24 protein-coding genes and 1 tRNA gene are annotated in these 23,530 nt (G+C 73.3%); 16 read left to right on the top strand and 9 right to left on the bottom strand.

Translation table 11 applies throughout. From position 1 onward, the window contains the following. Window positions 1–5 precede the first annotated feature (5 nt). On the top strand, window positions 6–1,940 hold the full coding sequence (locus ACZ7LE_RS28295; protein ID WP_470406533.1) for an NHL domain-containing thioredoxin family protein: 1,935 nt from the start codon (window positions 6–8) through the stop codon (window positions 1,938–1,940). A gap of 4 nt (window positions 1,941–1,944) precedes the next feature. Here the strand turns inward: ACZ7LE_RS28295 and ACZ7LE_RS28300 are convergent, their stop codons facing one another. After that, window positions 1,945–2,589: an HAD family hydrolase gene (locus ACZ7LE_RS28300; protein ID WP_470406534.1), complete on the bottom strand. Its 645-nt coding sequence runs from the start codon at window positions 2,587–2,589 to the stop codon at window positions 1,945–1,947. A 90-nt stretch (window positions 2,590–2,679) separates the two neighbouring features. After that, window positions 2,680–3,165 carry a PTS sugar transporter subunit IIA gene (locus ACZ7LE_RS28305; protein WP_470406535.1) on the bottom strand — a complete coding sequence of 162 codons (486 nt, stop codon included), beginning with the start codon at window positions 3,163–3,165 and terminating at the stop codon, window positions 2,680–2,682. A 107-nt stretch (window positions 3,166–3,272) separates the two neighbouring features. Between ACZ7LE_RS28305 and ptsP the strand changes: the two genes are divergently transcribed. The 3 genes from ptsP (at window position 3,273) to ACZ7LE_RS28320 (ending at window position 7,308) form a co-directional block, all read left to right on the top strand. Next, a complete protein-coding gene (ptsP, locus tag ACZ7LE_RS28310; RefSeq protein WP_470406536.1) occupies window positions 3,273–4,922 on the top strand; it encodes a phosphoenolpyruvate--protein phosphotransferase in 1,650 nt (549 codons plus the stop codon). Between the two features lie 58 nt (window positions 4,923–4,980). Continuing rightward, a complete protein-coding gene (locus ACZ7LE_RS28315; protein WP_470406537.1) occupies window positions 4,981–5,859 on the top strand; it encodes a sugar phosphate isomerase/epimerase family protein in 879 nt (292 codons plus the stop codon). A 315-nt stretch (window positions 5,860–6,174) separates the two neighbouring features. Further along, on the top strand, window positions 6,175–7,308 hold the full coding sequence (locus ACZ7LE_RS28320; protein ID WP_470406538.1) for a magnesium and cobalt transport protein CorA: 1,134 nt from the start codon (window positions 6,175–6,177) through the stop codon (window positions 7,306–7,308). A gap of 57 nt (window positions 7,309–7,365) precedes the next feature. Here ACZ7LE_RS28320 and ACZ7LE_RS28325 read toward each other — a convergent pair whose 3' ends face one another. Together ACZ7LE_RS28325 and ACZ7LE_RS28330 are read right to left on the bottom strand one after the other, a co-directional pair. After that, window positions 7,366–8,697, bottom strand: coding sequence for an MFS transporter (locus ACZ7LE_RS28325; protein ID WP_470406539.1), 1,332 nt, complete (start codon window positions 8,695–8,697; stop codon window positions 7,366–7,368). Window positions 8,698–8,962: 265 nt separating this feature from the next. Next, window positions 8,963–9,574: a TetR/AcrR family transcriptional regulator gene (locus tag ACZ7LE_RS28330; protein ID WP_285106540.1), complete on the bottom strand. Its 612-nt coding sequence runs from the start codon at window positions 9,572–9,574 to the stop codon at window positions 8,963–8,965. A gap of 388 nt (window positions 9,575–9,962) precedes the next feature. On the opposite strand from ACZ7LE_RS28330, the gene ACZ7LE_RS28335 reads away from it, so the two are divergent. Further along, window positions 9,963–10,895, top strand: coding sequence for a hypothetical protein (locus ACZ7LE_RS28335; protein ID WP_470406540.1), 933 nt, complete (start codon window positions 9,963–9,965; stop codon window positions 10,893–10,895). Window positions 10,896–11,403: 508 nt separating this feature from the next. Beyond that, window positions 11,404–12,456, top strand: coding sequence for a pirin family protein (locus ACZ7LE_RS28340; protein ID WP_470406541.1), 1,053 nt, complete (start codon window positions 11,404–11,406; stop codon window positions 12,454–12,456). On the opposite strand, the gene ACZ7LE_RS28345 is transcribed toward ACZ7LE_RS28340, so the two are convergent. Continuing rightward, window positions 12,425–13,210, bottom strand: a complete 786-nt coding sequence (locus tag ACZ7LE_RS28345; RefSeq protein ID WP_470406542.1) for an NUDIX hydrolase — start codon at window positions 13,208–13,210, stop codon at window positions 12,425–12,427. The genes ACZ7LE_RS28340 and ACZ7LE_RS28345 overlap by 32 nt on opposite strands. Window positions 13,211–13,300: 90 nt before the next feature. On the opposite strand from ACZ7LE_RS28345, the gene ACZ7LE_RS28350 reads away from it, so the two are divergent. Then, on the top strand, window positions 13,301–14,353 hold the full coding sequence (locus ACZ7LE_RS28350; RefSeq protein WP_470406543.1) for an SPFH domain-containing protein: 1,053 nt from the start codon (window positions 13,301–13,303) through the stop codon (window positions 14,351–14,353). A gap of 1 nt (window position 14,354) precedes the next feature. After that, window positions 14,355–15,269, top strand: coding sequence for a diacylglycerol kinase catalytic domain-containing protein (locus ACZ7LE_RS28355; RefSeq protein ID WP_470406544.1), 915 nt, complete (start codon window positions 14,355–14,357; stop codon window positions 15,267–15,269). 98 nt (window positions 15,270–15,367) lie between these two features. Here the strand turns inward: ACZ7LE_RS28355 and ACZ7LE_RS28360 are convergent, their stop codons facing one another. Continuing rightward, a complete protein-coding gene (locus ACZ7LE_RS28360) occupies window positions 15,368–16,114 on the bottom strand; it encodes a GntR family transcriptional regulator (RefSeq protein WP_377228197.1) in 747 nt (248 codons plus the stop codon). Window positions 16,115–16,227: 113 nt separating this feature from the next. Between ACZ7LE_RS28360 and ACZ7LE_RS28365 the strand changes: the two genes are divergently transcribed. From ACZ7LE_RS28365 to ACZ7LE_RS28385, 5 genes are all read left to right on the top strand, one after another. Beyond that, a complete protein-coding gene (locus tag ACZ7LE_RS28365; RefSeq protein ID WP_470406545.1) occupies window positions 16,228–16,527 on the top strand; it encodes a hypothetical protein in 300 nt (99 codons plus the stop codon). Next, window positions 16,524–16,898 (top strand): hypothetical protein, encoded by a 375-nt coding sequence (locus tag ACZ7LE_RS28370; protein WP_470406546.1) that lies wholly within the window; start codon window positions 16,524–16,526, stop codon window positions 16,896–16,898. The genes ACZ7LE_RS28365 and ACZ7LE_RS28370 overlap by 4 nt, the downstream gene beginning before the upstream one ends. A 103-nt stretch (window positions 16,899–17,001) precedes the next feature. Continuing rightward, window positions 17,002–17,529 (top strand): hypothetical protein, encoded by a 528-nt coding sequence (locus tag ACZ7LE_RS28375; protein ID WP_470406547.1) that lies wholly within the window; start codon window positions 17,002–17,004, stop codon window positions 17,527–17,529. A gap of 74 nt (window positions 17,530–17,603) precedes the next feature. Beyond that, window positions 17,604–18,425, top strand: coding sequence for a DUF1206 domain-containing protein (locus ACZ7LE_RS28380; protein ID WP_470406548.1), 822 nt, complete (start codon window positions 17,604–17,606; stop codon window positions 18,423–18,425). Beyond that, complete coding sequence (locus ACZ7LE_RS28385) at window positions 18,425–18,979, top strand: hypothetical protein (protein ID WP_470406549.1); 555 nt, start codon at window positions 18,425–18,427, stop codon at window positions 18,977–18,979. The genes ACZ7LE_RS28380 and ACZ7LE_RS28385 overlap by 1 nt, the downstream gene beginning before the upstream one ends. A 98-nt stretch (window positions 18,980–19,077) precedes the next feature. Here the strand turns inward: ACZ7LE_RS28385 and ACZ7LE_RS28390 are convergent. Further along, window positions 19,078–19,151 (bottom strand) — tRNA-Gly (locus ACZ7LE_RS28390). Window positions 19,152–19,305: 154 nt separating this feature from the next. Here ACZ7LE_RS28390 and ACZ7LE_RS28395 point away from each other — a divergent pair. The 3 genes from ACZ7LE_RS28395 to ACZ7LE_RS28405 all read left to right on the top strand — a co-directional run bounded on the left by ACZ7LE_RS28395 (window position 19,306) and on the right by ACZ7LE_RS28405 (window position 21,657). Then, the gene (locus ACZ7LE_RS28395) at window positions 19,306–19,755 is read left to right on the top strand and encodes a TM2 domain-containing protein (RefSeq protein WP_470406550.1); all 450 of its coding nucleotides are present in this window, start codon (window positions 19,306–19,308) and stop codon (window positions 19,753–19,755) included. Window positions 19,756–19,853: 98 nt separating this feature from the next. Beyond that, complete coding sequence (gene dcd / locus ACZ7LE_RS28400; protein ID WP_470406551.1) at window positions 19,854–20,429, top strand: dCTP deaminase; 576 nt, start codon at window positions 19,854–19,856, stop codon at window positions 20,427–20,429. A gap of 106 nt (window positions 20,430–20,535) precedes the next feature. Further along, complete coding sequence (locus ACZ7LE_RS28405; RefSeq protein WP_470406552.1) at window positions 20,536–21,657, top strand: hypothetical protein; 1,122 nt, start codon at window positions 20,536–20,538, stop codon at window positions 21,655–21,657. 63 nt (window positions 21,658–21,720) lie between these two features. Here ACZ7LE_RS28405 and ACZ7LE_RS28410 read toward each other — a convergent pair whose 3' ends face one another. Beyond that, window positions 21,721–22,362, bottom strand: coding sequence for a bacterial proteasome activator family protein (locus ACZ7LE_RS28410; RefSeq protein WP_470406553.1), 642 nt, complete (start codon window positions 22,360–22,362; stop codon window positions 21,721–21,723). Between the two features lie 94 nt (window positions 22,363–22,456). After that, a complete protein-coding gene (locus tag ACZ7LE_RS28415) occupies window positions 22,457–23,434 on the bottom strand; it encodes an NAD(P)H-quinone oxidoreductase (RefSeq protein WP_470406554.1) in 978 nt (325 codons plus the stop codon). Between the last annotated feature and the right edge of the window lie 96 nt (window positions 23,435–23,530).

Raw genomic sequence — 23,530 nt, forward strand, 5'->3', positions numbered from 1 at the left:
GGCCGGTGAGCGCCACCGTCCAGAACCTTCCCCGCGTCCGTGCGTCCGAGCTCGTCGGGCGCGGCTGGCTGAACACCGGCGGCCGTACCGTCACGCTCTCCGAGCTGCGCGGCAAGGTCGTGGTGCTCGACTTCTGGACCTTCTGCTGCATCAACTGCCTGCACGTCCTGGACGAGCTGCGCGAGGTCGAGGAGCGGCACCGCGACGAGCTCGTGATCATCGGGGTGCACTCGCCCAAGTTCGAGCACGAGGCCGACCCCGACGCGCTCGCGGCCGCCGTCGAGCGGTACGAGGTGCGCCACCCCGTGCTCGACGACCCCGAGCTGGTCACCTGGGGCGCGTACACCGCGCGGGCGTGGCCGACGCTCGTGGTCGTCGATCCCGAGGGCTACATCGTGGCGCAGATGGCGGGGGAGGGGCACGGCTCCGCCATCGCGGCGCTGGTGGACGACCTGATCGCCGAGCACGCGCGGAAGGGCACCCTGCACCGCGGCTCCGGTCCGTACGTGCCGCCCGCCCCGGCGTCGGGCACGCTGCGCTTCCCCGCCAAGGCGCTCGCCCTGCCGAACGGCAACCTCCTGGTCGCGGACGCCGGCCACCACTCCCTCGCGGAGCTCGCGCCCGACGGCGAGACCCTCGTGCGACGCATCGGCTCGGGCGAGCGCGGCCTGGTGGACGGCGGGCCCGAGGAGGCGCGGTTCTCGGAGCCGAACGGGCTGTGCCTGGTACCTGCCGACCGGACGGCGAGCCTCGGCTACGACGTCGTGGTCGCCGACACCGTCAACCACGCGCTGCGCGGCGTGCGGCTGTCCGACGGCGCCGTGCGCACCGTCGCCGGTACCGGCCAGCAGTTCATGGTGGGCGGCCAGGAGAACGTGGCCGGCACCGTCGGCGCGTTCGACACCGAGGACGCGTACGACGCGCTGAGCGTCCGGCTCTCCTCGCCGTGGGACGTGGAGTGGTCCGCCGAGCGCGGCGTGTTCGTCGTCGCGATGGCCGGGAACCACACCCTGTGGGACTTCCACCCCGGCCCGCACCTCGACCAGGTCTCGCTGCTCGCGGGCACCATGAACGAGGGCCTGGAGGACGGCCCCGGCGAGGGCGCGTGGTTCGCGCAGCCCTCGGGCCTCGCGGCGGCGCCCGACGGCGCGCTGTGGCTCGCCGACGCCGAGACCTCCGCCCTGCGCCGCGTGGTGCCGGTCAGCGAGACCGAGGTGACGCTCGAGACCGCCGTCGGCCAGGGCCTCTTCGACTTCGGGCACCGGGACGGCGCCGCCGGCCAGGCCCTGCTGCAGCACCCGCTCGGCGTCGCCGTGCTGCCGGACGGCAGCGTCGTCGTCGCCGACACCTACAACGGCGCGCTGCGCCGGTACGACCCGGCCTCCGGCGAGGTGACCACCCTGGCCAAGGACCTCGCGGAGCCGTCGGACGTGCTCGTCGAGGTCGCGGACGACGCCGTGCACCTGCTCGTGGTCGAGTCAGCCGCGCACCGGATCACGCGCGTGGCGCTCCCTGCGACCCTTGCGGGCGAGGTGCTCGACTCCGGCGCGCACAAGGTCGCCCGGCCCGCCACCGACGTGACCGCCGGCGCGCTCCGGCTCGACGTGCCGTTCGCGCCCGCCCCGGGCCAGAAGCTCGACGACCGCTGGGGCCCGTCGACGTCGCTCCAGGTCAGCGCCACCCCGCCGGAGCTGCTGCTCTCGGGTGCGGGCAGCGGTACGGACCTGTTCCGCGACCTGGTGATCAACCCCGACGTGGCCGAGGGCGTGCTGCACGTGACCGCGAAGGCGGCGTCGTGCGACCAGGTGCCGCTGCTGCCGAACGGCGAGCCGGACCCCGACGTCTTCCCGGCCTGCCACCTGGCCCAGCAGGACTGGGGTGTCCCGGTCCGCGTGGTGCCGGACGGCGACGCGGAGCTGATCCTGCCGCTCCGCGGCTGACAGCTCAGCCCGCCAGCACCGCCGGCAGCTCGGTCAGGGAGTCGATGACGGTGGTACGCGCGGCCTCGGGCCGACGCGCGTGCAGGTAACCCCACGGCCCGCGGCGAAGCAGCACCGGCAGCATCCCGGCGTCGGCGGCGGGGAGCACGTCGTTGTCCAGGCGGTCGCCCACGTAGGCGATCTCCTCGGGCGCGACCCCCGACAGCTCCGCGACCCGCGCGAAGAACTCCGGCTCCGGCTTCTGCACGCCCCACTCGTCGGACGTGCGGATCGCGCTCGCGGGCAGGTCCATCGCCTCCAGCGCGGCCCGCGCCTCGGGCGGCTGGTTCCCGGCGATGACGACGTCGAAACCGGCCGCGCGCAGCGCCGTCAGCGCGGGGCGGACGTCGGGGTAGAGGTCGTCGGCGTCGAACCCGGTGCGCAGCCCGTCGGGGTCGTCCTGTGCCCAGCGCGCTGCCTCGGCCTGGAAGTCCAGTCCGGGCCGCAGGAGCTCGAACGCTTCCCGGTGGGACAGGTCGAGCGCGGCGCAGCCGCCGAGCACACCCAGGAACGTCAGCGGCGGCACCCCGAGCCGCTCCGCCCAGCGGAGCCAGATCCGGGACTCGTCGATCAGGGTCTCTCCGACGTCGAACACCACCGTGCGCACCATGGCCCCGACCCTAAGACGTGTCAGACCCACAGGTCACCCGGGTGACCTGTACGTCTAACAACGTCTGACACGTCGGGGAGGCCTGACAACTCACGCCAGGCGGAACAGCGGGTCGCCCGCCCGGACGACGGCGCCCGGGCGGACCAGCTCGTCGAGCGCCCCGGTACCCAGGTCCAGGGCGACGACGGGCACCAGGGGCGAGCGGCCGCCGTCCGCCACCGTGGTGGGTGACCAGACGACGAGCTCCTGGCCCGCCGTGACCGTGTCGCCCTCCTCGACGAGCAGCGTGAAGCCCTCGCCCTGGAGCTGGACCGTGTCGATGCCGAGGTGCACGAGGACGCCCCGGCCGCCGTTAGGCCCGGCGTCGGCGGACGGCGCCAGCAGCACGAAGGCGTGCGGGTGCAGCTTGACCACGACGCCGGCGCACGGCGCCACGACGCGCCCACCGGTCTCGGCGTCGGGCTCGACCGCGAGCCCCGGGCCGACGATGCTCTCGGCGAAGACGGGATCCGGCACGTCGCGCATCGCGACCACCCGTCCGGCGACGGGAGATCCGACGTTCAGGGCCTCGGCCATGCGGTCATCTTGTCAGACACCGCACCGCGCGACCGGGTCTCGCTCGGCCCGTCCGTCGCGTGTAACGTTCCGAGGACACTCGACGACGAGCCCGAGGGAGCGTACGGATGACGAGCGAGAGGCTCACGGGAGTCCCGGCGAGCCCGGGCCGGGCGGTGGGAACCGTGGTCCGGATGCCGGCCCGGGTGCCCGAGCCGAGCACGAGCCGCCTGTCGGGTTCCGCGGACGACGCCGTCCGTGCCGTCGAGGATGCTGCCGCGCAGGTGGAGGCCGACCTCGCCGAGCGCGCGGGACGCGCGTCAGGCACCGCGGCCGACGTCCTCGCGGTCACCGCGGCCATGGCCGCCGACCCGACCCTCGCCGCCGCCGCGGCCCGTCGCGTCCGCGACGACCACCTCACTCCGGAACGTGCCGTGTGGGACGCCGCCGGGGCGGTGGCGTCCCAGCTCGAGTCGCTCGGCCCGCCGATGTCGGAGCGCGCCCGGGACGTGCGCGACGTGCGCGACCGCATCGTCGCCGCGCTCACCGGCGCCGCACCGCCCGGCGTGCCCGACCCGGGGCACCCGTTCGTGCTCGTCGCGAGCGACCTCGCCCCCGCCGACACCGCGATGCTCGACCCCGCCGTGGTCACCGCGATCGTCACGGCGCGCGGCGGCCCCACCTCGCACATGGCCATCCTGGCGCGCGCCCTCGGCATCCCGGCCGTCGTCGCCCTGCCCGGGGCGAACGACCTCGCCGACGGCGAGGAGCTCGTGGTGGACGGCATCCTCGGCACGGTCCTGCGCGCCCCGTCCGCCGACGACGTCGCCGGCGCCCGGCGCCGGGTCACCGCCGCCACGTTCGACGGCCGCGGCGTGACTCGCGACGGCTCCGAGGTGGAGCTCGTGGCGAACGTCGCCGACCCGGCGGCTGCCGAGGCCGCCGCGGCCGCCGGTGCGCGCGGCGTCGGCCTGTTCCGTACCGAGTTCTGCTTCCTGGGCCGGGGCGAGGAGCCGAGCGTCGAGGAGCAGGTGACCGCCTACCGGGCGGTCCTGTCCCATTTCCCGGGCCGTCGGGTGGTGGTCCGCACGCTTGACGCGGGCGCCGACAAGCCCCTGCGGTTCCTCACGCCGGACCACGAGGACAATCCGGCCCTCGGCGTGCGCGGGCTGCGCACCGCCGTCGCGCACCCGGACGTGCTGGACCGCCAGCTCGACGCGATCGCCCGGGCCGCCGCCGCGGAGACCGCGGAGGTCTGGGTGATGGCGCCGATGGTCGCGACCGTGGACGAGTCCCGCGACTTCGCGGCGGCGTGCGCGGCGCACGGCCTGGAGCAGCCGGGGATCATGATCGAGACGCCGGCCGCCGCGCTGCAGGCGCGGCACCTGCTGGCCGAGGTGTCGTTCGCGAGCCTGGGCACCAACGACCTCACGCAGTACACGATGGCGGCCGACCGGGACCTGGCCGGGGTCGCCGTTCTGTCGACCCCGTGGCAGCCCGCCGTCCTCGAGCTCGTCCGGGTGGCGAGCGAGGGCGGGGCGTTGCATGGTGCTCCGGTGGGGGTGTGCGGCGAGGCCGCGGCCGATCCGCTGCTGGCGCCCGTCCTCGTGGGACTGGGCGTAACGTCGTTGTCCATGACACCTCGTGCGCTGGCGGACGTCGCCGGTACTCTCGCGGGCGTTACCCGTGACGAGTGCGTGGAGCTCGCTCGGGCCGTCCTCGAGTGCTCGACCGCCCAGGCGGCGCGCGACCTCGCGCGAGAACGTCTCCTCACGTGAACCTCATCTGAACCCCACGGTCACATCTCAGTTACGAAGGCGCTTTAAGGTGGCCCGCATGCCCGAACCGATCCGGACCGAACCGCAGGAGCCCGCCGCACCCGACGTGCAGGTGACGCTCTCGACGGCGTCGGTCTTCCCTCGCCGTGTGCCGCTGGCCTTCGAGGCCGCGGCCGAGCTCGGCTACGACGGCATCGAGGTGATGATCTGGTCGGAGGAGGTCACCCAGAACCCGCGCTCGCTCGCCAAGCTCTCCGCCGACAACGGCATGCCGGTGCGCTCAGTGCACGCGCCGACGCTCCTGGTGAGCCAGCGGGTCTGGGGCCGGTCCCCGGACGCGAAGCTGGAGCGGACCACGGAGATGGCGCTGGAGCTCGGTGCCGGCACGGTGGTGGTGCACCCGCCGTTCCGCTGGCAGTACAAGTACGCGCGGCAGTTCCAGGACCAGGTGCGCGAGCTGAGCGAGTCCACCGGCGTCACGATCGCCGTCGAGAACATGTACCCCTGGCGGGGCGGCCGGCGCGAGTTCCAGGCCTACCTGCCCGGCTGGGACCCCGCCGAGCACGACTACGACGCCGTGACCCTCGACCTGTCGCACGCGAGCGTGGCCCAGCAGGACGCGCTCACCCTGCTGCACACGTTCGGTGACCGGCTGAGGCACGTGCACCTCGCCGACGGCAACCACGGCGCGCGGGACGAGCACCTGGTCCCGGGCCGCGGCAGCATGCACGCCGAGAAGGTGCTGCAGGAGCTCGTGGCGCGTCGCTGGAGCGGCGACGTCTGCGTGGAGATCTCGACCCGCGCGGCGCGCACGGCCGCCGAGCGGCACGACGACCTGGCCGCCTCGCTGCAGTTCGCGCGCGCCTACCTGTCGCCGACGCCGCACGAGTTCCACACCCCGCCGGGGCCGCACCACCGCGAGCACGACGCCTGGTGACCGGTTCTGTGACGTTGCTCTCGAACGGTTTCGATCCGGAGGGGCGACGGGTCTAGACTGGCCCCGTCGAGATCGAGCTGGTGCGGCGGACCGCCGCAGGACGAAGGAGGTGGCGCGCATGACCCGTAGCGAGCCTCCGAGTAGTCCGAACCGCAGCTGAGCTGACGGTTCCCCTGCCCGCGTGTCCGCGGGTTCTCACGCACCGGTGCGCTCCGCCCCCTGTCGGGGCGTGAGGTCCACCGGTCGCCCGGCCGTCCGCTGCTGCGGTGTGCGTTCGCAGTCCTTTTTCCTGCGCTCGACCCCAGGAGTTTCCCCATGGCCACGTTCCTGCCCTCCCGTCCGGCCCGTCCGCTGCTCGGCGCGCTGCGCCAGCGCCGCACCGTCGGCGTGCCCGACGTCGCCCCGCGCCCCGTCGTGCCCGAGCCGCGCTCGGCGATGGTCGCCGCCGCGATCTACGACGACGGCGTCCGCACCGCCGGCTACGACAACCTCGCCGAGACCTTCAGCGCGCTCCGGTCCCGCCCCGGCGGCATGGCCTGGATCGGGCTGGAGCGCCCCGAGGAGACCGAGCTGACGTCGCTCGCGCGCGAGTTCGACCTGCACCCGCTCGCCATCGAGGACGCCATCCAGGCGCACCAGCGCCCCAAGATCGAGCGCTACGGCGACACCCTGTTCGTCGTGCTGCGCGCCGCCCGCTACCTGGACGACGCGGAGGAGGTCGAGTTCGGCGAGCTGCACGTGTTCGTGGGCCCGGACTTCGTGGTGACCGTGCGGCACGGCGCCTCGCCCGACCTCGCGGCGGTGCGCACGCGCCTCGAGGCGGACCCCGAGATGCTCGCCCGCGGCCCCGAGGCGGTGCTGTACGCCATCCTCGACAGCGTGGTGGACGGGTACGCGCCGGTCGTCGCAGGGCTGGACCACGACATCGACGAGATCGAGTCCGACGTCTGGGGTGGTGCCCCCGACGTGTCGCGGCGCGTCTACGAGCTGTCCCGCGAGGTGCTCGACTTCCAGCGGGCCGTGCGGCCGGAGCAGGCCCTGTGCGCCTCGCTCGCCAAGGGTGCCGACAAGTACGGCGTGGACCCGGAGCTGCAGGCCTACCTGCGCGACGTCGCGGACCACCTCACCGAGGCCGCCGACCGGATCGAGGTCTTCCGCGCCGCGCTGCGTGACATCCTGACCGTGGCCGCGACGCTCGTCGCACAGCGGCAGAACGAGGAGATGAAGCACCTCTCGGAGGTCAGCATCCGCCAGGGCGAGGAGGTCAAGAAGATCTCCGGCTGGGCGGCCATCCTGTTCGCCCCGACCCTCGTGGGCACGGTCTACGGCATGAACTTCGACTCCATGCCGGAGCTGGGCTGGGCGTGGGGGTACCCGGCGGCGCTGGTCGCGATGCTCGCGGTGAGCGTGGGCCTGTTCGGCGTCTTCCGCTGGAAGCGCTGGATCTGACCTGCCGCAGGGGGCCGGGCCTGTCGGCCCGGCCGCGGTCGGTCGCCAGGCTCCGCCTCAGGCGGGGTCGAGGGTCTCCGGGTCGGGCAGGCCGGCGATGTACCGGTGCCCGACGACGGCGACGACCAGGCCGGCCGTCGCCCCGACGAGCAGCGGGGTGCTGTAGCCCGAACGGGCGAGCAGGCCGCCGAGGAGCGAGCCGAGCGGCATCGCACCCCACAGCGCGGTGCGCCAGGTGCCGTGCACCCGGCCGAGCAGGTGGTTCGGCACCGCGGCCTGCCGCAGGGACATGACCAGCACGTTCCACGTCGTCGTGCAGCCGAACGAGACGAAGATCGCGACCGCGCCCACCCAGACCATCGGGAACGCACCGGCCAGGAACCAGGCCCCGAGCCCGACGGCGTTCGCGACCGCCATCACGGGCCCCGTCCGGAAGCGCGCCTTGAGCCGGCCCGTGACGGCCGCGGCGGTGAGGGCGCCCAGCGCACCGGCCAGCATGAAGGTGCCGTACCAGGCCTCGGGCACGTCGAGCCGTTCCAGGATGAACAGCACCAGCGTGGACGTGATGGCGGCGTGGCAGATGCCGATGAGCACGCTCACGATCCACAGCGGCCGGAGCATGGCGCTGGCCCAGATGAACCGGAACCCCGCGGCGAGCTCGGCCCGCCAGCCCGCGGCGGGGGCGGGCTCGCCGCCCTGGTCCGCCTCGGCGACCGGCCCGGCCGCGTCCGGCGCAGCGGCCGGTTCCGCCCGGCGCCGCCGCGCGGCGATGCCCGACGCGACGGCGGGCAGTGCCAGTGCCAGCCCGCCGGCGACCGCGTACGCGGCGGCGTTCAGCCCGAGCGCCCAGGCCGCGGAGAACGCGAGCAGCCAGGACGTGAGCGGCTGGGAGAGGAACTGCTGCACCACGATCTCGGTGGCCTCGATGCGCGAGTTCGCGCGGGCCAGGTCGCCGCGGCCCACGAGCGACGGCACCACGGCACGGATGGCGCCGTCGTACACCGTCTCCAGCACGCCGTACAGGAGCACCACGAGCAGGAGCCACCAGATGGTGAGCGCGCCCGTGAGGTGCAGGACGAGGAGGCCGCCGGCCACGAGGGCGCGGACCCCGCCCGCCAGGGCGAGGGCGAGCCGCCGGTCGATCCGGTCCACGAGCACGCCGGCCGGGATGGCGAACAGGAGCCAGGGCAGCAGCGCGGCGACGGCCACGAGGGACACGAGCAGCGGGTCGTTCGTGAGCTGCGCGGCCAGCAGCGGCGCGGCGACGCGCGCGATGCCGTCGCCCAGGCTCGAGCTGAGGTTGGCGGCGACGACCCGGGTGAACGGGCCCCCGAGCGGCGCCGGCCGCGTCGCGGGCGCGGGCTCGGAGTTCACGGCGGGGGAGGGCACGCGCCAGAGGCTACCGCCTCGGCGACAGGGGTTTTCACCCGAAATGCCGACACCGAAGGTTCCCGACAGGGTCCCGGGGCTGATCAGGCTCTGCTTGTTTGCCGCCTGAGCCTGCGGTTCCGCTGCGGGCGCGTGCCTCGTTCCTCGGCCCGCACCCTGCGCTGCACCTACGGCTCAGGCTCTGCTTGTTTGCCGCCTGAGCCTGCGGTTCCGCTCCGGGCGCGTGCCTCGTTCCTCGGCCCGCACCCTGCGCTGCACCTCCGGCTCAGGCGGGCACGCGCTCCGGCACTCGCGCCCCGACGGCGCGGAGCACGAACGACTCGGCGGCGCGGATCGTGCGCTCGCGAGCCACGGGCTCGTCCGGGATGAGGCGCCCCGACAGGCAGGCGTTGACCAGGTGCACCGTGGGCTCGATGTCCTGCGGCGGGAACGTCCCCGCCTCGATCCCGGCGGTGAGGATCCGGCGCAGGATCGCCTCCACGATGTCGGCGTGCTCCCGCAGGCGCTGCTGCGTGGCGCGGGACAGGACCGTCCGCAGGTCCGGGCCGGGGGCGAGGTGGAAGACGCGGGTGAGCTGGGCCTGCTGGCGGATGTAGGTACGCAGCTGTTCCACGGGGTCGCTCACGCCGTCCAGCGCGCGCTCCAGCGTATGGGCGTACTGCTCCGTCTCGTGCGTGATGAACCCGAGGAGCAGCGCTTCCTTGTCGTGGAAGTGGTTGTAGACAGCGGTCCGGCCGACGTTCGCCGCTGCGGCGATGTCGGCAAGGGTGATGGTGTCGAACCCGCGCTCCGCCATGAGGGTGGACAGAGCGGTGAACAGCTTGTGCCTCGTCATCTGGCGGTGCTCGTGCAGGCTCTTGCCGATGATCTTGGGCATGCTGACATCATATGCCCGCGTCGTCAGTAACTGGAACGCGGGATCGTGTGTGTATGGCGACCCCGCGCGCATTCATCCGACAGATGGCGTTAAGTTCTGATAGATCCTGTTTGTGTAGCCCCGATGGCTGGATGTTCATGCCTTTGCACTGAGACTCAGTCGCCCAGAAATGCCGATCGGGCGCCCGAGAGGATGCCGCGGAATAACGCCGTCCGTTGTCCCAATGCCGTGAGCGCTTCGTCACGAGTGTGTTTCCTCTCTGTAACACGCCCGCATCATGGGCGAAAGTGCCCGGCAGTAAGGTGCCCGCATGACATTTCTGGCGGGCGTGATTCCAGCGGAACACGCCTCGGGTCACATTCTGATCCTGCCCAGTACGAATGGCCCCGTGGCGGTCAGCGAGCTCGCCGCCGCGTGGTTCTCGGAGGTCGCGTGGCTCCGAGAACCGTCCCGCGCGTCCGGCTCGCGGCGCATGGCCGGGTCCCGGTTCCGGGGCATGGCGCAGCCGGACTCGCTCGTTCCTGGTGTCATGCGCCTGGGGGAGGCGCACGTCGCGACCGGCCCCTTCGAGGTGGGCGAGGCGCACCTCGCCGAGCTGTCGATCCCCGCCACCAAGGCGGAGGCGTACTCCATCGCGCGGAGCGACGGCCTGCGCGACGTGCGCGGCGCCGCCCCGACGTCGTACGACGACCGGGACGGGATCGCCCGCGCGTTTCCCCACGCGCTCCCGCAGGGCGAGGAGCTGCGCATCGTGCAGTGGATGGTCGCGGCGGCGCGCAAGACCGCCGGCGGCGTGCTCGCCGACGGCCGGCAGCCGCTGCTCCCCGACCCCGCGGCGTCCGTCAACCTGGCCCTCTACTCCGCGCACGCGCTGCAGCCCACGGACGTGCTGCCCATGCTCCGGTCGTTCATCGCCACCGCCGACGTGTCCGCCGAGCAGGTCACGCCGGACGGGTCCCCGCGCTACACGCTCGCGGGCAGCACCGCCTACGACGGCTCGATCGTGGTCGACGTCGAGCGGGTCGACCGGGTGCCGCGCGCGCTCGGGGCTCTGGACTGGCGCAGCTACGGACCGTTCGCCTACCGCCTCACCTGGATGCCGGCCGACCCCTACGAGCTGGAGCTCGAGCACGGGTCGGGCCTGCACGTCATCGCCCGGGCGCGCATGCGCGTCTCGCTCGCCCGCCTCGGCGTCGCCCTCCACGGCCGCATCGCCGGCATCGTCGTGGACGACGGCGGCTTCATCGCCACTCCCGAGGAGCTGGACGGACGCAACGACTCGGCCACGGGCGGTGCTCCAGGATCTCGCGCCTGGGTCTGATGGAATTAGTTATCCACAGATTTGATCCACAGCCCTGTGTGTTGTGTGGGAAATTCAGGGTTCTTCCTGTGGATAGAACTGTGTAATACCGCAGGGTGAAAATTACAACCGTGGAGCGGTTGCCGCTGGTGCGGCACGCGGATAGAAACGTTGGCAGTGGTTCGACGATCCGGGTGCAGATGCGGTGCGCTGCAGCAGTACCGACCGGCCCGGACATCGGACACATGGTCGACCGGAGAACGACAGGACGTCCCGTACCGCGGTGCGGGCTGTGGATGACGCCACAGGTGCCTGTACGGGGCCGGAAGACCACCCGCGTTCGAGGTGTTCGTGCAGAACAGGCCTGGCGATCCGGGTCTGACGGGCGCATCGGAGTCGTGACGTCGACACGGCGCCCCTGGTACGCGCCGAGCGCGGGCCACGGGTATGCGGTTCGCCAGGGCCCCCGGCCTGCCCCGGGGGCCCTGGCCCCTCCCCGGGGATCTCCCGCGCGATCTAGGCTCGGCCCATGAGCAACCTCGAGACCCGGCCGACCGAGCAGGTCTGCGCCGCGGGTGAGCAGGGCGACGGCATCGAGCTCCTCACCCCCCGCGACGTTCCGCTCGGCGGGCCGCGGGCGATGAACGTCCGGCGCACCATCCCGCAGGGGGCGCGGTCGCTCGTGGGGGCGTGGTGCTTCAGTGACCACTACGGTCCCGACGACGTCTCCGACAGCGAGGGCATGCAGGTCCCGCCCCACCCACACACCGGGCTGCAGACCGTGAGCTGGCTCTTCGAGGGCGAGATCCTGCACCGCGACTCCGTGGGCTCGCTGCAGACGGTCCGGCCCGGCGAGCTCAACCTCATGACGGCGGGCAGGGGCATCTCGCACTCGGAGGAGTCGCCCGCCGGGATGCGTCCGCCCCGGCTGCACGGCGTGCAGCTGTGGACGGCGCTGCCTGGGTCCGCGCTCGGGGTCGACCCGCACTTCGAGCACCACGGGGACCTCCCGGTCGCGCGCGCCGACGGCGCCGTCGTGCAGGTCTTCATCGGGCGGCTGACCGTGGCGGGGGAGGAGCTGGCCTCGGCCGCGACGACCTACACGCCGCTCGTGGGCGCGCAGATCGACCTCGAGCCGGGCGCCGAGGTGCGGATCGACGTCGACGCGGCGCACGAGCACGCCCTGCTCGTCGACGCCGGTGACGTGACGTTCGAGGGCAGCGCCGTGCCGCCGTCGAACCTCGGCTACGTGGCGCCGGGCCGGTCCGCGCTCGTGGTGCGCGCCGGGGCGGGGGCGCCGGCGCGCGCGGTCCTGATCGGCGGTCTGCCGTTCGACGAGGACGTCATCATGTGGTGGAACTTCATGGGCCGCACCCACGAGGACATCGTGCGAGCCCGCGACGGCTGGATGGCGCAGATCGCCGAGCTCGACCCAGTGCAGGGCGGCGGTGCGACCAGGTACGCGGACGGCGCGGAGGGGCGGCTGTTCGGCCGGGTGCGGGGTTATCCGAGCGGGCCGCTGCGCGCGCCCGCGCTCCCGGACCTGCGGCTCAAGCCGAGGACGCGGCCGGGCCAGGGCTGACCGGCCGCAGCAGCGGCGGGTGCAGCACGGCCGCGCTCGGGTCGACGCCGGGCGCGAGCCGGAACAGCTCGGCCGGGCGCCCGGGCCCGCCGCCGCCCAGGCGCCCCGTCGGCTCCAGGAAGCCTGGGGTGCCCGTGGCCTTGCGGTGGAAGTTGCGCGCGTCGAGCTGCGTGCCCCACACCGCCTCGTAGACGCCGCGCAGCTCCGCGACGGTGAACTCGGGCGGGCAGAACGCGGCCGCCAGCGGGGAGTACTCGATCTTTGCGCGGGCCCGCTCGACGCCGTCGGCCAGGATGCCGTCGTGGTCGAAGGCGAGGCCGCCGCTCCGCTCGCGGAGCTCGCCGACGGGCACCCAGCGGGCCTCGGCCGCGTCGCCGCCGGCCGCGGGCAGCCCGAACGCCGGCGCGAGCAGGAGATAGGCGACCGAGAGCACGGGGCCGCGCGGATCGCGTCCGAGCGGGCCGTACGTGCGGAGCTGTTCCAGGTGCCACGGTCCGGTGCCGGTCGCGCCGGCCGGAACCGTCAGCCGGGTCTCCTCCTCCAGCTCCCGTCCTGCCGCCTGCTCCAGGGTCTCGCCCGGCAGCACGAACCCGCCCGGCAGCGCCGCCCGGCCGCGGTACGGCTCCAGGAGGCGGTCGACGACGAGCGCCTGCAGGACGCCGTCGCGCACCGTGAGGGCCACGACGTCGACGGTGACGGGGAACGCGCCGGCGGAGTCGGGTACGGCGGACGGGGCGGGTGTGGTGCGGGCCATGACATCGACCGTACATTCTCGTCATCTTGACGAAAAGCCGAGCAGGTAGATATCGTCAATCTGACGACAACAACGAGAGAGAGGCCGACGATGGCGACGATCAAGCGCTACCCCGGGTTCCGCCAGTTCCTGGGCTCTGCGAGCGACTATGTGGTGCACCTCAACAACGGCACCGTGCGGCACGAGGGTGTGGGCCAGGCGTTCTGGTTCCGGCCCGACACGTCCGTGCTCAGCGAGGTGCCCGCGACCGACCAGGAGCTGCCCGTCCTGTTCCACGCGGTGACGCGCGACCAGCAGGACGTCAGCGTGCAGTCGAACGTGACCTACCGGTTCGCCGACCCGGTGCTCGCGTCCCAGCGCCTCGACTTCGGGATCTTCCCCGTCGTCGGCAAGGGGCAGGAGGCGAGCGGCCGCCAGCAGGTGGGGGCCATCGTGGGCCAGCTCGCGCAGAGCCTCACGGTCGACCTCATCGCCACGCTGGACCTCGCGGAGGCGCTGGAGTCCGGCGTCGGCCGCGTGCGGACGGCGCTCGGCGCGCTCGGCGAGGACGCGCGCCTGGCCGCGACCGGCATCGAGATCCTGGGCGTCCGGGTGCTTGCCGTCCGGCCCGAGGGCGACGTCGAGAAGGCGCTGCGCACGCCCGTGCGCGAGCGGCTCCAGGCCGAGGCCGACCGCGCGACCTACGAGCGCCGCGCCGTCGCCGTCGAGCGGGAACGCAAGATCGCGGAGAACGAGCTCGCGAGCCAGATCGAGCTCGCCTCCCGTCGCGAGCAGCTCGTGGCCCAGGAGGGTGCGAACAAGCGTCGCGAGGCGGAAGAGGCCGCGGCAGCCGCCCTCGTGTCCGCCAAGTCCGATGCCGAGCGCCGCGAGATCGCGGCGACCGCCCAGGCGGCCTCGCTGCGCCGCCTCGGCGAGGCCGAGGCGGCCAAGGAGGCCGCGCTCATGGCGGTCTACGCGAACGTCGGACGCGACGTGCTCATGGCGCTCGCCCTGCGCGACGCCGCGCCGCACCTGCCGAACGTGGGCTCGCTGACCGTCACGCCCGACCTGGTGAGCGGCCTCCTGGGTGCGCTGACGGCCCGGGCGGGCGAGCCGACGTCGGGCGCCGCCGCGGCGAACGGCGCGCCGGCCGCGGAGCGCTGACATGGCCCTCCGCACCCGCGCCGTCCTCGTGCACCGGCGGACGGAGCTGGACGAGCTGCTCGACCGGCACGCGACGCGTGGTCAGGCGGAGTTCTTCCTCCGCACCCGGGGCCGGACGCTCGCCGACGTCGAGGCCCGGCACGACGCCGCCGCGACCGCCCGCACGGTGGTCGCGGCGAGCGTGCCGTCCGACTGGGCGCTCGCGGAGGTCGAGCGCGCCGACCTGGACCGGTTCCTGTTCGCGCCCGAGGACGTCGTCCTCGTGGTGGGGCAGGACGGGCTGGTCGCGAACGTGGCCAAGTACCTGGACCGGCAGCTCGTGATCGGCGTCGACCCCGAACCGGGCACGAACCTCGGGGTGCTCGTGCGGCACGACGTGGGCGACGTCGCGGAGATCATCGCGGGCCTGGCGGCACCCCGGGGCGCCGCGAACGAGACGTCGTTCGCGGCACTGCTCCACGACGAGCTCACCATGGTGCACGCGCGGCTCGACGACGGCCAGGAGCTCCATGCCGTCAACGAGCTGTTCCTGGGCCACCCGAGCCACCAGTCGGCGCGCTACCTGTTGGGGGTCGACGGCGGGACGGAGCGGCAGTCGTCGTCGGGCCTGATCGTCAGCACCGGCACCGGCGCCACCGGGTGGTGCGCCTCGATCGCGCACGACCGGGGCGGCCGCCGGCTGCCCGGTCCCACGGATCCGGCGCTGGCCTGGTTCGTCCGGGAGGCATGGCCGTCGCCGGTCACCGGCGTCACGATGACGGAGGGCGTGCTCGGGGGCGGCGGTGAGCTCGTGGTGACCGTCCAGTCCGACCGGCTCGTCGTGTTCGGCGACGGCATGGAGGCCGACCGGCTCGAGGTCTCCTGGGGCCAGGAGGTCCGGATCGGTGTGGCCGAGCGCAGGCTCCGGCTCGTGTGAGGCGGGCTCAGGCTCTGCTTGCCGGTCGCCTGAGCCTGCGGTTCCGCTTCGGGCGGGTGCCTCGTTCCTCGGCGCCCACCCTGCGCTGCACCTTCGGCTCAGTCGATGTCGTAGCGGAGCATGAACTCGCCCGCGTCCAGCACCACGTGGCTCACCTCGACGGCCGACCCGTCCTTGGTGAAGGCGGTGCGCGTGACCGCGAGCACCGGTGTGCCGGGCTCGATGCGCAGCTCCTCGATCTCCTCGATCGTCGGCATGCGGCCCACCACGTCCTCGCGGAACCGCACGGGCGCGTGCCCCGCCTCGGTCAGACGCGCGTGCGTGCCGCCCGGCCCGACCTCCTGGTCCGCGATCGGCGTCCCCGCCGCGATCGACGCGGGCAGGTAGGACGTCGCGAACAGGACGGGCTTGCGCTCCCGCAGGTGCAGGCGCTCGCGGACGGTCACCTTGTCGCCCTCGGCGAGGCCGAGGGTGGCGCGGATCTTCTCCGAGGGCTCGGCCTCCGCCGTGACGGCGAGCGTGCGGACCGTGAGGCCCGCACCCGTCTCGTCGATCTCGGCCGTCACCGTGGACTCGCCGGGCTTGCCGCCCGTGCTGTCGCGGACGATCGGCTCGAAGGCGCGCACGAACACGCCGGAGCCGTGCCGGGTCACCGTCAGGCCTTCGTCCTTCAGCATCGACAGGCCGTGGCGCGCGGTCATCCGGGCCACGCCGTAGTTCGACATGAGCGCTGCTTCGCTCGGAAGACGATCGCCCGGTTTGTAGGTCCCGGAGCGGATCGCGGCACGAAGATCCTTGGCGATGCTTGCGGCAGTCACACGTCCCTCTCTAGACACGGAACCCACCTAACCCGCAGCCAGTGCGTATACGCAACTTTTCCGCGTAGCGGTTGCAACCCCCAGTTAACCCGCAACAGGCTGTCTATGCGCCTAGAGGTAGGTGCAGAGAGGTGGGAGAAATGGCAATGATTGCGGGCAACCTGGCGGATTCTGCGACGGGTGCGACGCTGCTGCTGGCAGAGATCGGGGATGCGCGGGTCAAGTGGGTCGAGGTGTTCCGCGATCATCTGGTGGTGCATCCGACGCGGCGTTCGGAGGGCGCGGCGATCGCGGCGCAGCTCGGGATCACCGTGGCGACGGACTATCCGGCGACCAGGCCGGGCTTCACGATGTGGACCGGGTGCTGGAACGACATGGACCTGTACGTCTACGGAGACCTGCGGGGCAGCATCCGCGAGGTCCGGGCGTGGCCCACATGACAGCAGGGTCGTGCACCGCGGGCCTCGGCCCGGAAGGCTGCCCGACGCCGGGGGCGCACCTGGCCGAGCTCGTGGAGGTGACCGCGCTCATCGCCCACATCTTCGACATCCACACGCTGGACGTGCGGGCCGGCGTGGACCACCTCGACCTCGAGGACGACGTCGTGGGCATGGTGACCGTAGACGTGGTCGCTGCGCGCGAGCCCGACGCCGCACGGCTCGCCAGGATGCTCCACCTCACCGAGCGACGGGGGCATCACGACGGCCAGGCGCGCGGGCGCGCCGTGTGGCGGTGCTGGAGCGGCTGGGTTCCCGCCGCAGGGGAGGGCCTCCCGGTGTCGCTGCACGTGACGGCGCCCGTCCGGGGATGAGAGCGGCTCCCCCCATGAACGAACGCCGCGGGCCGGACGGTGGGTCCGGCCCGCGGCGTTCCCGTGTCACCTCGTGTTCATCCCCGCCCGGCAGACTGCGCCGATGACGTCTCGGTTGTTCCGCCCCGTCCTCCCTCGCGGCGCGCGCCCCGATGTCCGCGGCACAGCGCCCCTCGCGGCCGCGGTCCTGACCGTGGGCCTCCTGACCGCCTGCTCGGCGCCGTCCCCGGCGGGCGCACTGCCCGACATGCCGCCGGGCGTGACGGCCCCGGACGAGTACGCCTTCGGGGACGACGTCGCCTCGCGCGACCTGCGCGCCTCGGGACCCGTCCACGACGTGCTCGCCCAGGAGGTCGACGAGGAGCACCTGCGCAACCTGCCCCTCGTCCTCGAGGTCGACGCCGACGTGGCCTCGGTACGGGAGGCCTACGGGAGCGAGCTCGCGGGCGAACGGGGCTGGACGGCGCTCGCGGACCTGCCGGCCGCGGACGGCGCCTGGGCGGAGGGCTGGATCAGCGCCGACGGGCGGGACGCGCTCGTGCTGGTCGGCCTCGAACCGAGGGCGGGGGAGACGCACGTGCCGCTGACGGTCCTGACCACGTTGCCCGACGAGGCTGCCGAGGAGTCGTGACCGCCGTGCGAATTACGGCGAAATGCGCGAATCTGTAGGCGCCGCGATCCCCGCGGCCCGACGGAGGTGCGCACATGTCCCAGAACTCCACTCCGCCTGGAGCGGACGCCGTCCGGCGGGTTCGCAACAGCCGTGCCGTCCGCGGCCTGGCCCGGGGTGGCTACGTCGCCTCCGGTGTGCTGCACCTGCTGGTCGGCTGGCTCGCCGTCCAGCTCGCGCTCGGGCAGTCCGAGGGACAGGCGGACCAGTCCGGCGCCTTCCGCGCGGTGGCCCGGATGCCGGGCGGGGACGTGCTCCTCTGGCTGGTCGCCGTGGGCTTCACCGCGCTCGCGCTCTGGCAGCTCGCCACCGCCGTCGTCGGCGTGCCGAACGCGGAGAACCAGCTGGCCGCGCGCGCCAAGAGCGTGGCCAAGGCCGTGCTCTACGGGGCGCTCGCGGTCACCGGCGTCCGGTACGCGCAGGGATCCGGCGGCGGTAGCGGCAGTGGCGGCGAGGAGAGCCTGACGGCGCGCGTCCTCGCGATGCCCGGGGGCGCCTGGCTGGTGGGGGCCGCCGGCCTGGTGATCGTCGGCGTCGGCGTCTACCACGTGGTCAAGGGCGTCCGGAAGAAGTTTCTGGAGGACCTCGCGGGCACGGGCGGCAGCGCCGTCCGGCCGGTGGTGGTGCGGCTCGGACAGTCGGGCTATGTGGCCAAGGGGATCGCGCTCGGCGTCGTCGGTGGCCTCGTGGTCGCCGCCGCGGTGACCACGAACCCCGAGCAGGCCGGCGGTCTCGACGAGGCGCTGCACACGATGCGTGACCAGCCGTACGGCACGGTGCTGCTCCTCGTCGTCGGGCTGGGGATCGCGGCGTTCGGCCTCTACTCCTTCGCCCGCGCCCGGTTCGCGCGGCTCTGATGAGGATCCTCGGGATCGGCGGCGTGGCGCTCGCGGCGGTGGTGCCGTGGCTCGGGTGGGTGCTGGTCGTCGAGGAGCACGTGGTGCCCGGCTGGGGCCTCGGCCTCGTGCTGCTCGCCGTTGCGCTCCTGCTGGTCTGGTACCCGCGCCCCGCCCGAGTGGCTGGTGCCGACGCGCCGGGAGCGCGCCGGACGGTTCCGCGCTGGGTCCGTGCCGCCGCGACGGGGCTGGCGGTCGCGAGCGTCGGCCTTGCGATGGTGGGTGACCTGGCCTTCGGCGCGGAGTACCGGGTGCTCCCGGCCGAGGCCTCCACCGGCTGCCGTGTCGTGACGCGGGAGACGTCCTTCCTGATGGCCGGGAGCGGGGACGTCTACACGGTGCGGGGACTCGGCGTCGGGCAGCGTACGGGGGGCTGGACCGCCGACGACGGCTACCGCCCGGTGTATACCGGCACCTACGACCTGGCCCTGGGGCCCGACGGCGGGACCCTGACGGTGCGCGGTCGGCCGGCCGACCCCGCCGTGCCGGCCGACCACACCATCGACTGCCGCTGACGAGGATCAGGGCCCGACGGGGCCCGCACGCGGCGTCGGACACCTCGCCGGGAACGACGAAGCCCCAGGTCGGACGTTCCTGACCCGGGGCTTCGTGCTGGAGCGGGTGACGGGAATCGAACCCGCGCTATCAGCTTGGGAAGCTGAAGTTCTACCATTGAACTACACCCGCAACGTCCGGTTCTGACCGGTTTTCTGCCGTTCCGGAATCCCGCTAGGGTTCCGCAACAGCGCCCGTGAACCTGGCGCGCGACCCGATCATACCCAAACTCGCCCGGATGCCCGAACCAGATCCGTGCGAGTGTCGCCGAGCAGCCGGAGCAGCAGTGAGCGAGCACCCCAGCGAGAAGCCGACCGAGCCGATCTACCAGGAGACCAAGCCCCTGCCTCCGCGGCCGCCGCAGCCCCCGCCGCCCCCGCAGGAGACGCGCGCGCTGCAGAAGCCGAAGTCCGGGTCGGCGGCCAAGGCCACCCCCGCGAACTACCAGCAGCAGTACGACTACGACCGCCCCACCCCGCCGCCGGAGCACGTGCCGGGCCGCAAGTCGCGCATCACCGCGGGCCTGCTCGGGATCCTGCTCGGCGTCGTCGGGGCGCACCGGTTCTACCTGGGCTACAAGGGCCTGGGCTGGATCATGCTCCTCATCACGGCGGTCTCCCTGGGGCAGGCGTGGTTCGTGCCGGCGATCTGGGGCGCGATCGAGGGCATCCTCTTCCTCGTGATGCGCAAGGGCTACTGGTCGGTGGACGCGAAGCACCGTCCGCTGCAGTGGTGACAGCCGCCCGCTGACACGGCGGGCCCGCCCCCCCGGTGCAGACGGCGCCGCCCCCGGACGGGGCGGCGCCGCCGCGCGCCGCCCAGTACCGTATCCGGGTGCTCCTCTCCGACCGCGATATCCGTGCCGAGCTCGAGGCCGACCGTGTCGTCCTCGACCCGTACGACGCGTCGATGCTGCAGCCGTCGAGCATCGACGTGCGCCTCGACAAGTTCTTCCGGCTGTTCGACAACCACAAGTACCCCTTCATCGACCCGTCGACGGACCAGCCCGAGCTGACCCGGCTCGTGGAGGCCGACAACGGTGAGGCTTTCGTGCTGCACCCGGGGGAGTTCGTGCTCGGCAGCACCTTCGAGGCGGTCACGCTGCCCGACGACGTCGCGGCCCGTCTGGAGGGCAAGTCCTCCCTCGGCCGGCTCGGCCTGCTGACGCACTCGACGGCCGGCTTCATCGACCCCGGTTTCAGCGGGCACGTCACGCTGGAGCTCAGCAACGTCGCGACGCTGCCGATCAAGCTGTGGCCGGGCATGAAGATCGGCCAGCTCTGCTTCTTCCGGCTCTCGTCGGCCTCCGAGCACCCGTACGGGTCGGACCTGTACGGGTCCCGCTACCAGGGCCAGCGCGGCCCGACGGCGTCCCGCTCCTCGAAGAACTTCCACCGCACGACGGTGTGAACGGGGCTTGCTCCCGGGCCGTCCCGGCGCCCCGACGGGCGTTCGCCGGGAGGTAGGCTCCGGGTGCCCGGCGCGGACCGGGCACCCGGACCGAGAAGGGACCCCGATGGCCGCTCCCCAGCTTCCTCTCCTGCCGCGCACGGTTGCGCAGGCGCACCAGGCCCGGCACGTGCTGACCGTGCCCGGTGACGTGGAGCTGGACGAGATCGAGGTCCTCGCGCTCTCCCGGTTCTCCGCCACCCGCTGGGACGTGGTCCCGGCCGGGATCCTCCCGGGCAACGTGGCCGGCGCCCCGCAGGGCCGCCGCGCGCAGGGCCGGGAGCCGGGCGTGCTGCGGGTCTCGCGGCATGCGGTGATGAACGGTCCGTACCAGCCCGTGGGCGACGGCTTCGACCTCGGCGTGCCGCCGGGTGCCGAGATGGCCTTCGACATCGTCTGCCACCGGGAGCGCGGCGAGCCGCCGTTCCCCGCGGGCGACCGCGACGGCGTCGGGCGTGCGTTCGCAGCCGCCATGCCCGAGCGCGAGGAGCGCCGGCTGATCGAGTGGCTGGTCGCGGTAGCGCGCCGCCTCGGCGGCTCCCTCCGCCTGGACGTGGGTGGCCTCTGGGACACCGCCCCGGACGGTCCGACGACGCGTCCGGGCGCCGGCGTCGTGCTGACCCCCGATGCCGGGGCCGCGATCGACATGACCGTCTATTCCGACGTCTGGCTCGACCCGCAGGCCGCGCACGCCATCCTGCAGAAGGTGCACCCGCGCGCCCGGCTGCACATGGACGGCAAGGAGTGGGGCGGGCCGCCGGACGGCATCGCGGACAAGCCGCTCTACCGCGGCGAGACCATGGACCCCGAGCTGCGCAAGAAGCTGCACGCGGCCGCCGACGAGTACGACATCAAGGCGCTCACCGGCCCGCGCGTGCTGGACGGGTACGGCCTGGTGGTGGAGCTCGGCGTCGACGGCATCGTCTCGGTCGAGATCAGCGGCGAGGAGAAGCTGCCGCGCCTGCTGCGCGGCCTGCCGTGGGCCGAGCAGGGCGCGGTCTGCTACTGGGTGCACTGGGAGCCGCAGGACCTCGTGGAGTCGCAGCGGGAGTTCCCCAACATGGAGCTGCGGATCGCGCGTAAGCGCGCCGCGGAGCTGGTGGCCCGGCTCGCGGGCGCGATCCACGACGCCGCCGGCGGCGAGGTCGCCGACGAGGACGGCTTCCTGGTGGACCCGGCCGACCTGTAGGCGTCCCGGCCTTTACCCGCCGCGGTGCCTCCGGGGGTCGCACCCCGGAGGCGACGGCGGAGGTCAGAGGTACTGGCCGGGGGTCCGGCGCTCGCCCGACTCGTCGTCGGAGGCCCCGGGCAGGGTGGGCCCGCCGGGCCCGCCGGGCCCGGCGGGCCCGAAGGCGCCGGTCCCGGGCGGCAGCGCGCGTCGCATCTGCGAGAGCTGCGCCTGCGCCGCCATCTGCTGCGCGACGAGCGCGGTCTGGATGCCGTGGAACAGGCCCTCGAGCCAGCCCACGAGCTGCGCCTGCGCCACACGCAGCTCCGCGTCGGACGGCGCGGAGTCGTCCGAGAACGGCAGCGTGATGCGGTGCAGCTCGTCGACCAGGTCGGGGGAGAGCCCGTCCTCGAGCTCGTGGATCGAGCGCTCGTGGATCTCGGCCAGACGGGTCCGGGCGGCCTCGTCGAGCGGGGCGTCCCGCACCTCGTCGAGCAGCCGCTTGATCATGCCGCCGATGCGCATGACCTTGGCCGGCTCCTCGACCTGACCCACGACGGCCTCGGCCTCGTCGACCTCGCGCTCGTCGCCGGCGCTCTCGGGCTCGCGCTCCGGCGGCACGGCCGCGCCGTCGGGCGTCACCACCTGGGGGTGCGCGGCATGCGTCTGGTCACGGCGGTCGTCGGGTCGCTCGGCGGACTGGGGGGTGGCTCGCTCGTCGTTCATGGGTCCAGTCTTGCCCGAATCACCGGTCGTCTGCATTGCATTCCCGGGTGGGGAACGAAATTGTCGGCCATGCCTATATATAGGCACGCGTTGATCAGGGGACCAGGAGCACTTTGCCGAAGGCCTCTCCCGACTCCAGCAGATCGTGTGCCGACTGCGCTTCGGCGAACGGGATACGGGCGTGAATCACCGGCCGAACGATGCCTGCGGCGAACAGTGGCCAGAGGTGTTGTTCGGTATCCGCGACGATGCGCGCCTTCTCCTCCGGCGGTCGGGACCGGAGCAGCGTCCCGGAGATGGTGCCGCGCCGGGCGAGGAGCGCGCTGAGGTCGAGCTCGCCGCGTCGCCCCTGCTGCATCCCGATGACCACGAGGCGGCCGCCGCGGGCCAGGACGCGGACGTTGTCGCCCAGGGCGCCCCCGCCGAGCAGGTCGAGCACGACGTCGGCCCCACGGCCGTCCGTGGCGGCGCGGACCGCCTCGACGAAGTCCTCCTGCCGGTGGTCGACGACGACGTCCGCGCCGAGCTCGGCGCACCGCGCCGCGCGCTCCGGGCCGCCCGCCGTCGTGGCGACGTGGGCGCCGAGCGCCTTGGCGACCTGGATCGCGATGCTGCCGATGCCGCCGGACCCGCCGTGGACCAGCACCCACTCGCCGGGGCGCAGCCCGCCGACGTCGACGAGGTTGTTCCAGACCGTGCACGCGGCCTCGGGCAGGGCCGCGGCGTCGACCAGGTCCATACCGTCGGGTACCGGGAGCACCTGGGTCTCGCGGACCGCGACCTCCTCCGCGTAGCCGCCGCCCTCCAGCAGTGCGACGACCCGATCCCCGGCGCGCCAGCGCGACACGCCGTGTCCGACACGCTTCACAGTTCCGGATATCTCAAGACCCGGCCAGTCCGGGGCATTCGCCGGAGGGGGGTAGTATCCGGCCCGTTGTAGCAGGTCAGCACGGTTCACTCCGGCGGCGGCGACGGTGATCACCACGTCGCTTTGGCCAGCATTCGGGTGGTTCAGGGATGAAATGGAGAGTTTCCCTGATGGCCCCGGTCCGGATATCGTGACGGCTCGCACATCGATGAAGCCTACTTCCGTGTGGCCTCACGAAGGTCGCCAGCGGAAACCGGGTGCCGGTAACTTGTACGCAGCACCGAGGGGTGTTCGGCGGGC

It is taken from the genome of Promicromonospora sp. NPDC110617 (assembly GCF_055598465.1).

Bases quoted from the DNA above. Each gene is read 5' to 3' on its own strand.
- ACZ7LE_RS28300 (WP_470406534.1), bottom strand. From the start codon at position 2,589: ATGGTGCGCACGGTGGTGTTCGACGTCGGAGAGACCCTGATCGACGAG.
- ACZ7LE_RS28305 (WP_470406535.1), bottom strand. From the start codon at position 3,165: ATGGCCGAGGCCCTGAACGTCGGATCTCCCGTCGCCGGACGGGTGGTC.
- ptsP (WP_470406536.1), top strand. From the start codon at position 3,273: ATGACGAGCGAGAGGCTCACGGGAGTCCCGGCGAGCCCGGGCCGGGCG.
- ACZ7LE_RS28315 (WP_470406537.1), top strand. From the start codon at position 4,981: ATGCCCGAACCGATCCGGACCGAACCGCAGGAGCCCGCCGCACCCGAC.
- ACZ7LE_RS28320 (WP_470406538.1), top strand. From the start codon at position 6,175: ATGGCCACGTTCCTGCCCTCCCGTCCGGCCCGTCCGCTGCTCGGCGCG.
- ACZ7LE_RS28330 (WP_285106540.1), bottom strand. From the start codon at position 9,574: ATGCCCAAGATCATCGGCAAGAGCCTGCACGAGCACCGCCAGATGACG.
- ACZ7LE_RS28340 (WP_470406541.1), top strand. From the start codon at position 11,404: ATGAGCAACCTCGAGACCCGGCCGACCGAGCAGGTCTGCGCCGCGGGT.
- ACZ7LE_RS28345 (WP_470406542.1), bottom strand. From the start codon at position 13,210: ATGGCCCGCACCACACCCGCCCCGTCCGCCGTACCCGACTCCGCCGGC.
- ACZ7LE_RS28350 (WP_470406543.1), top strand. From the start codon at position 13,301: ATGGCGACGATCAAGCGCTACCCCGGGTTCCGCCAGTTCCTGGGCTCT.
- ACZ7LE_RS28355 (WP_470406544.1), top strand. From the start codon at position 14,355: ATGGCCCTCCGCACCCGCGCCGTCCTCGTGCACCGGCGGACGGAGCTG.
- ACZ7LE_RS28365 (WP_470406545.1), top strand. From the start codon at position 16,228: ATGGCAATGATTGCGGGCAACCTGGCGGATTCTGCGACGGGTGCGACG.
- ACZ7LE_RS28370 (WP_470406546.1), top strand. From the start codon at position 16,524: ATGACAGCAGGGTCGTGCACCGCGGGCCTCGGCCCGGAAGGCTGCCCG.
- ACZ7LE_RS28375 (WP_470406547.1), top strand. From the start codon at position 17,002: ATGACGTCTCGGTTGTTCCGCCCCGTCCTCCCTCGCGGCGCGCGCCCC.
- ACZ7LE_RS28380 (WP_470406548.1), top strand. From the start codon at position 17,604: ATGTCCCAGAACTCCACTCCGCCTGGAGCGGACGCCGTCCGGCGGGTT.
- ACZ7LE_RS28385 (WP_470406549.1), top strand. From the start codon at position 18,425: ATGAGGATCCTCGGGATCGGCGGCGTGGCGCTCGCGGCGGTGGTGCCG.
- ACZ7LE_RS28405 (WP_470406552.1), top strand. From the start codon at position 20,536: ATGGCCGCTCCCCAGCTTCCTCTCCTGCCGCGCACGGTTGCGCAGGCG.
- ACZ7LE_RS28410 (WP_470406553.1), bottom strand. From the start codon at position 22,362: ATGAACGACGAGCGAGCCACCCCCCAGTCCGCCGAGCGACCCGACGAC.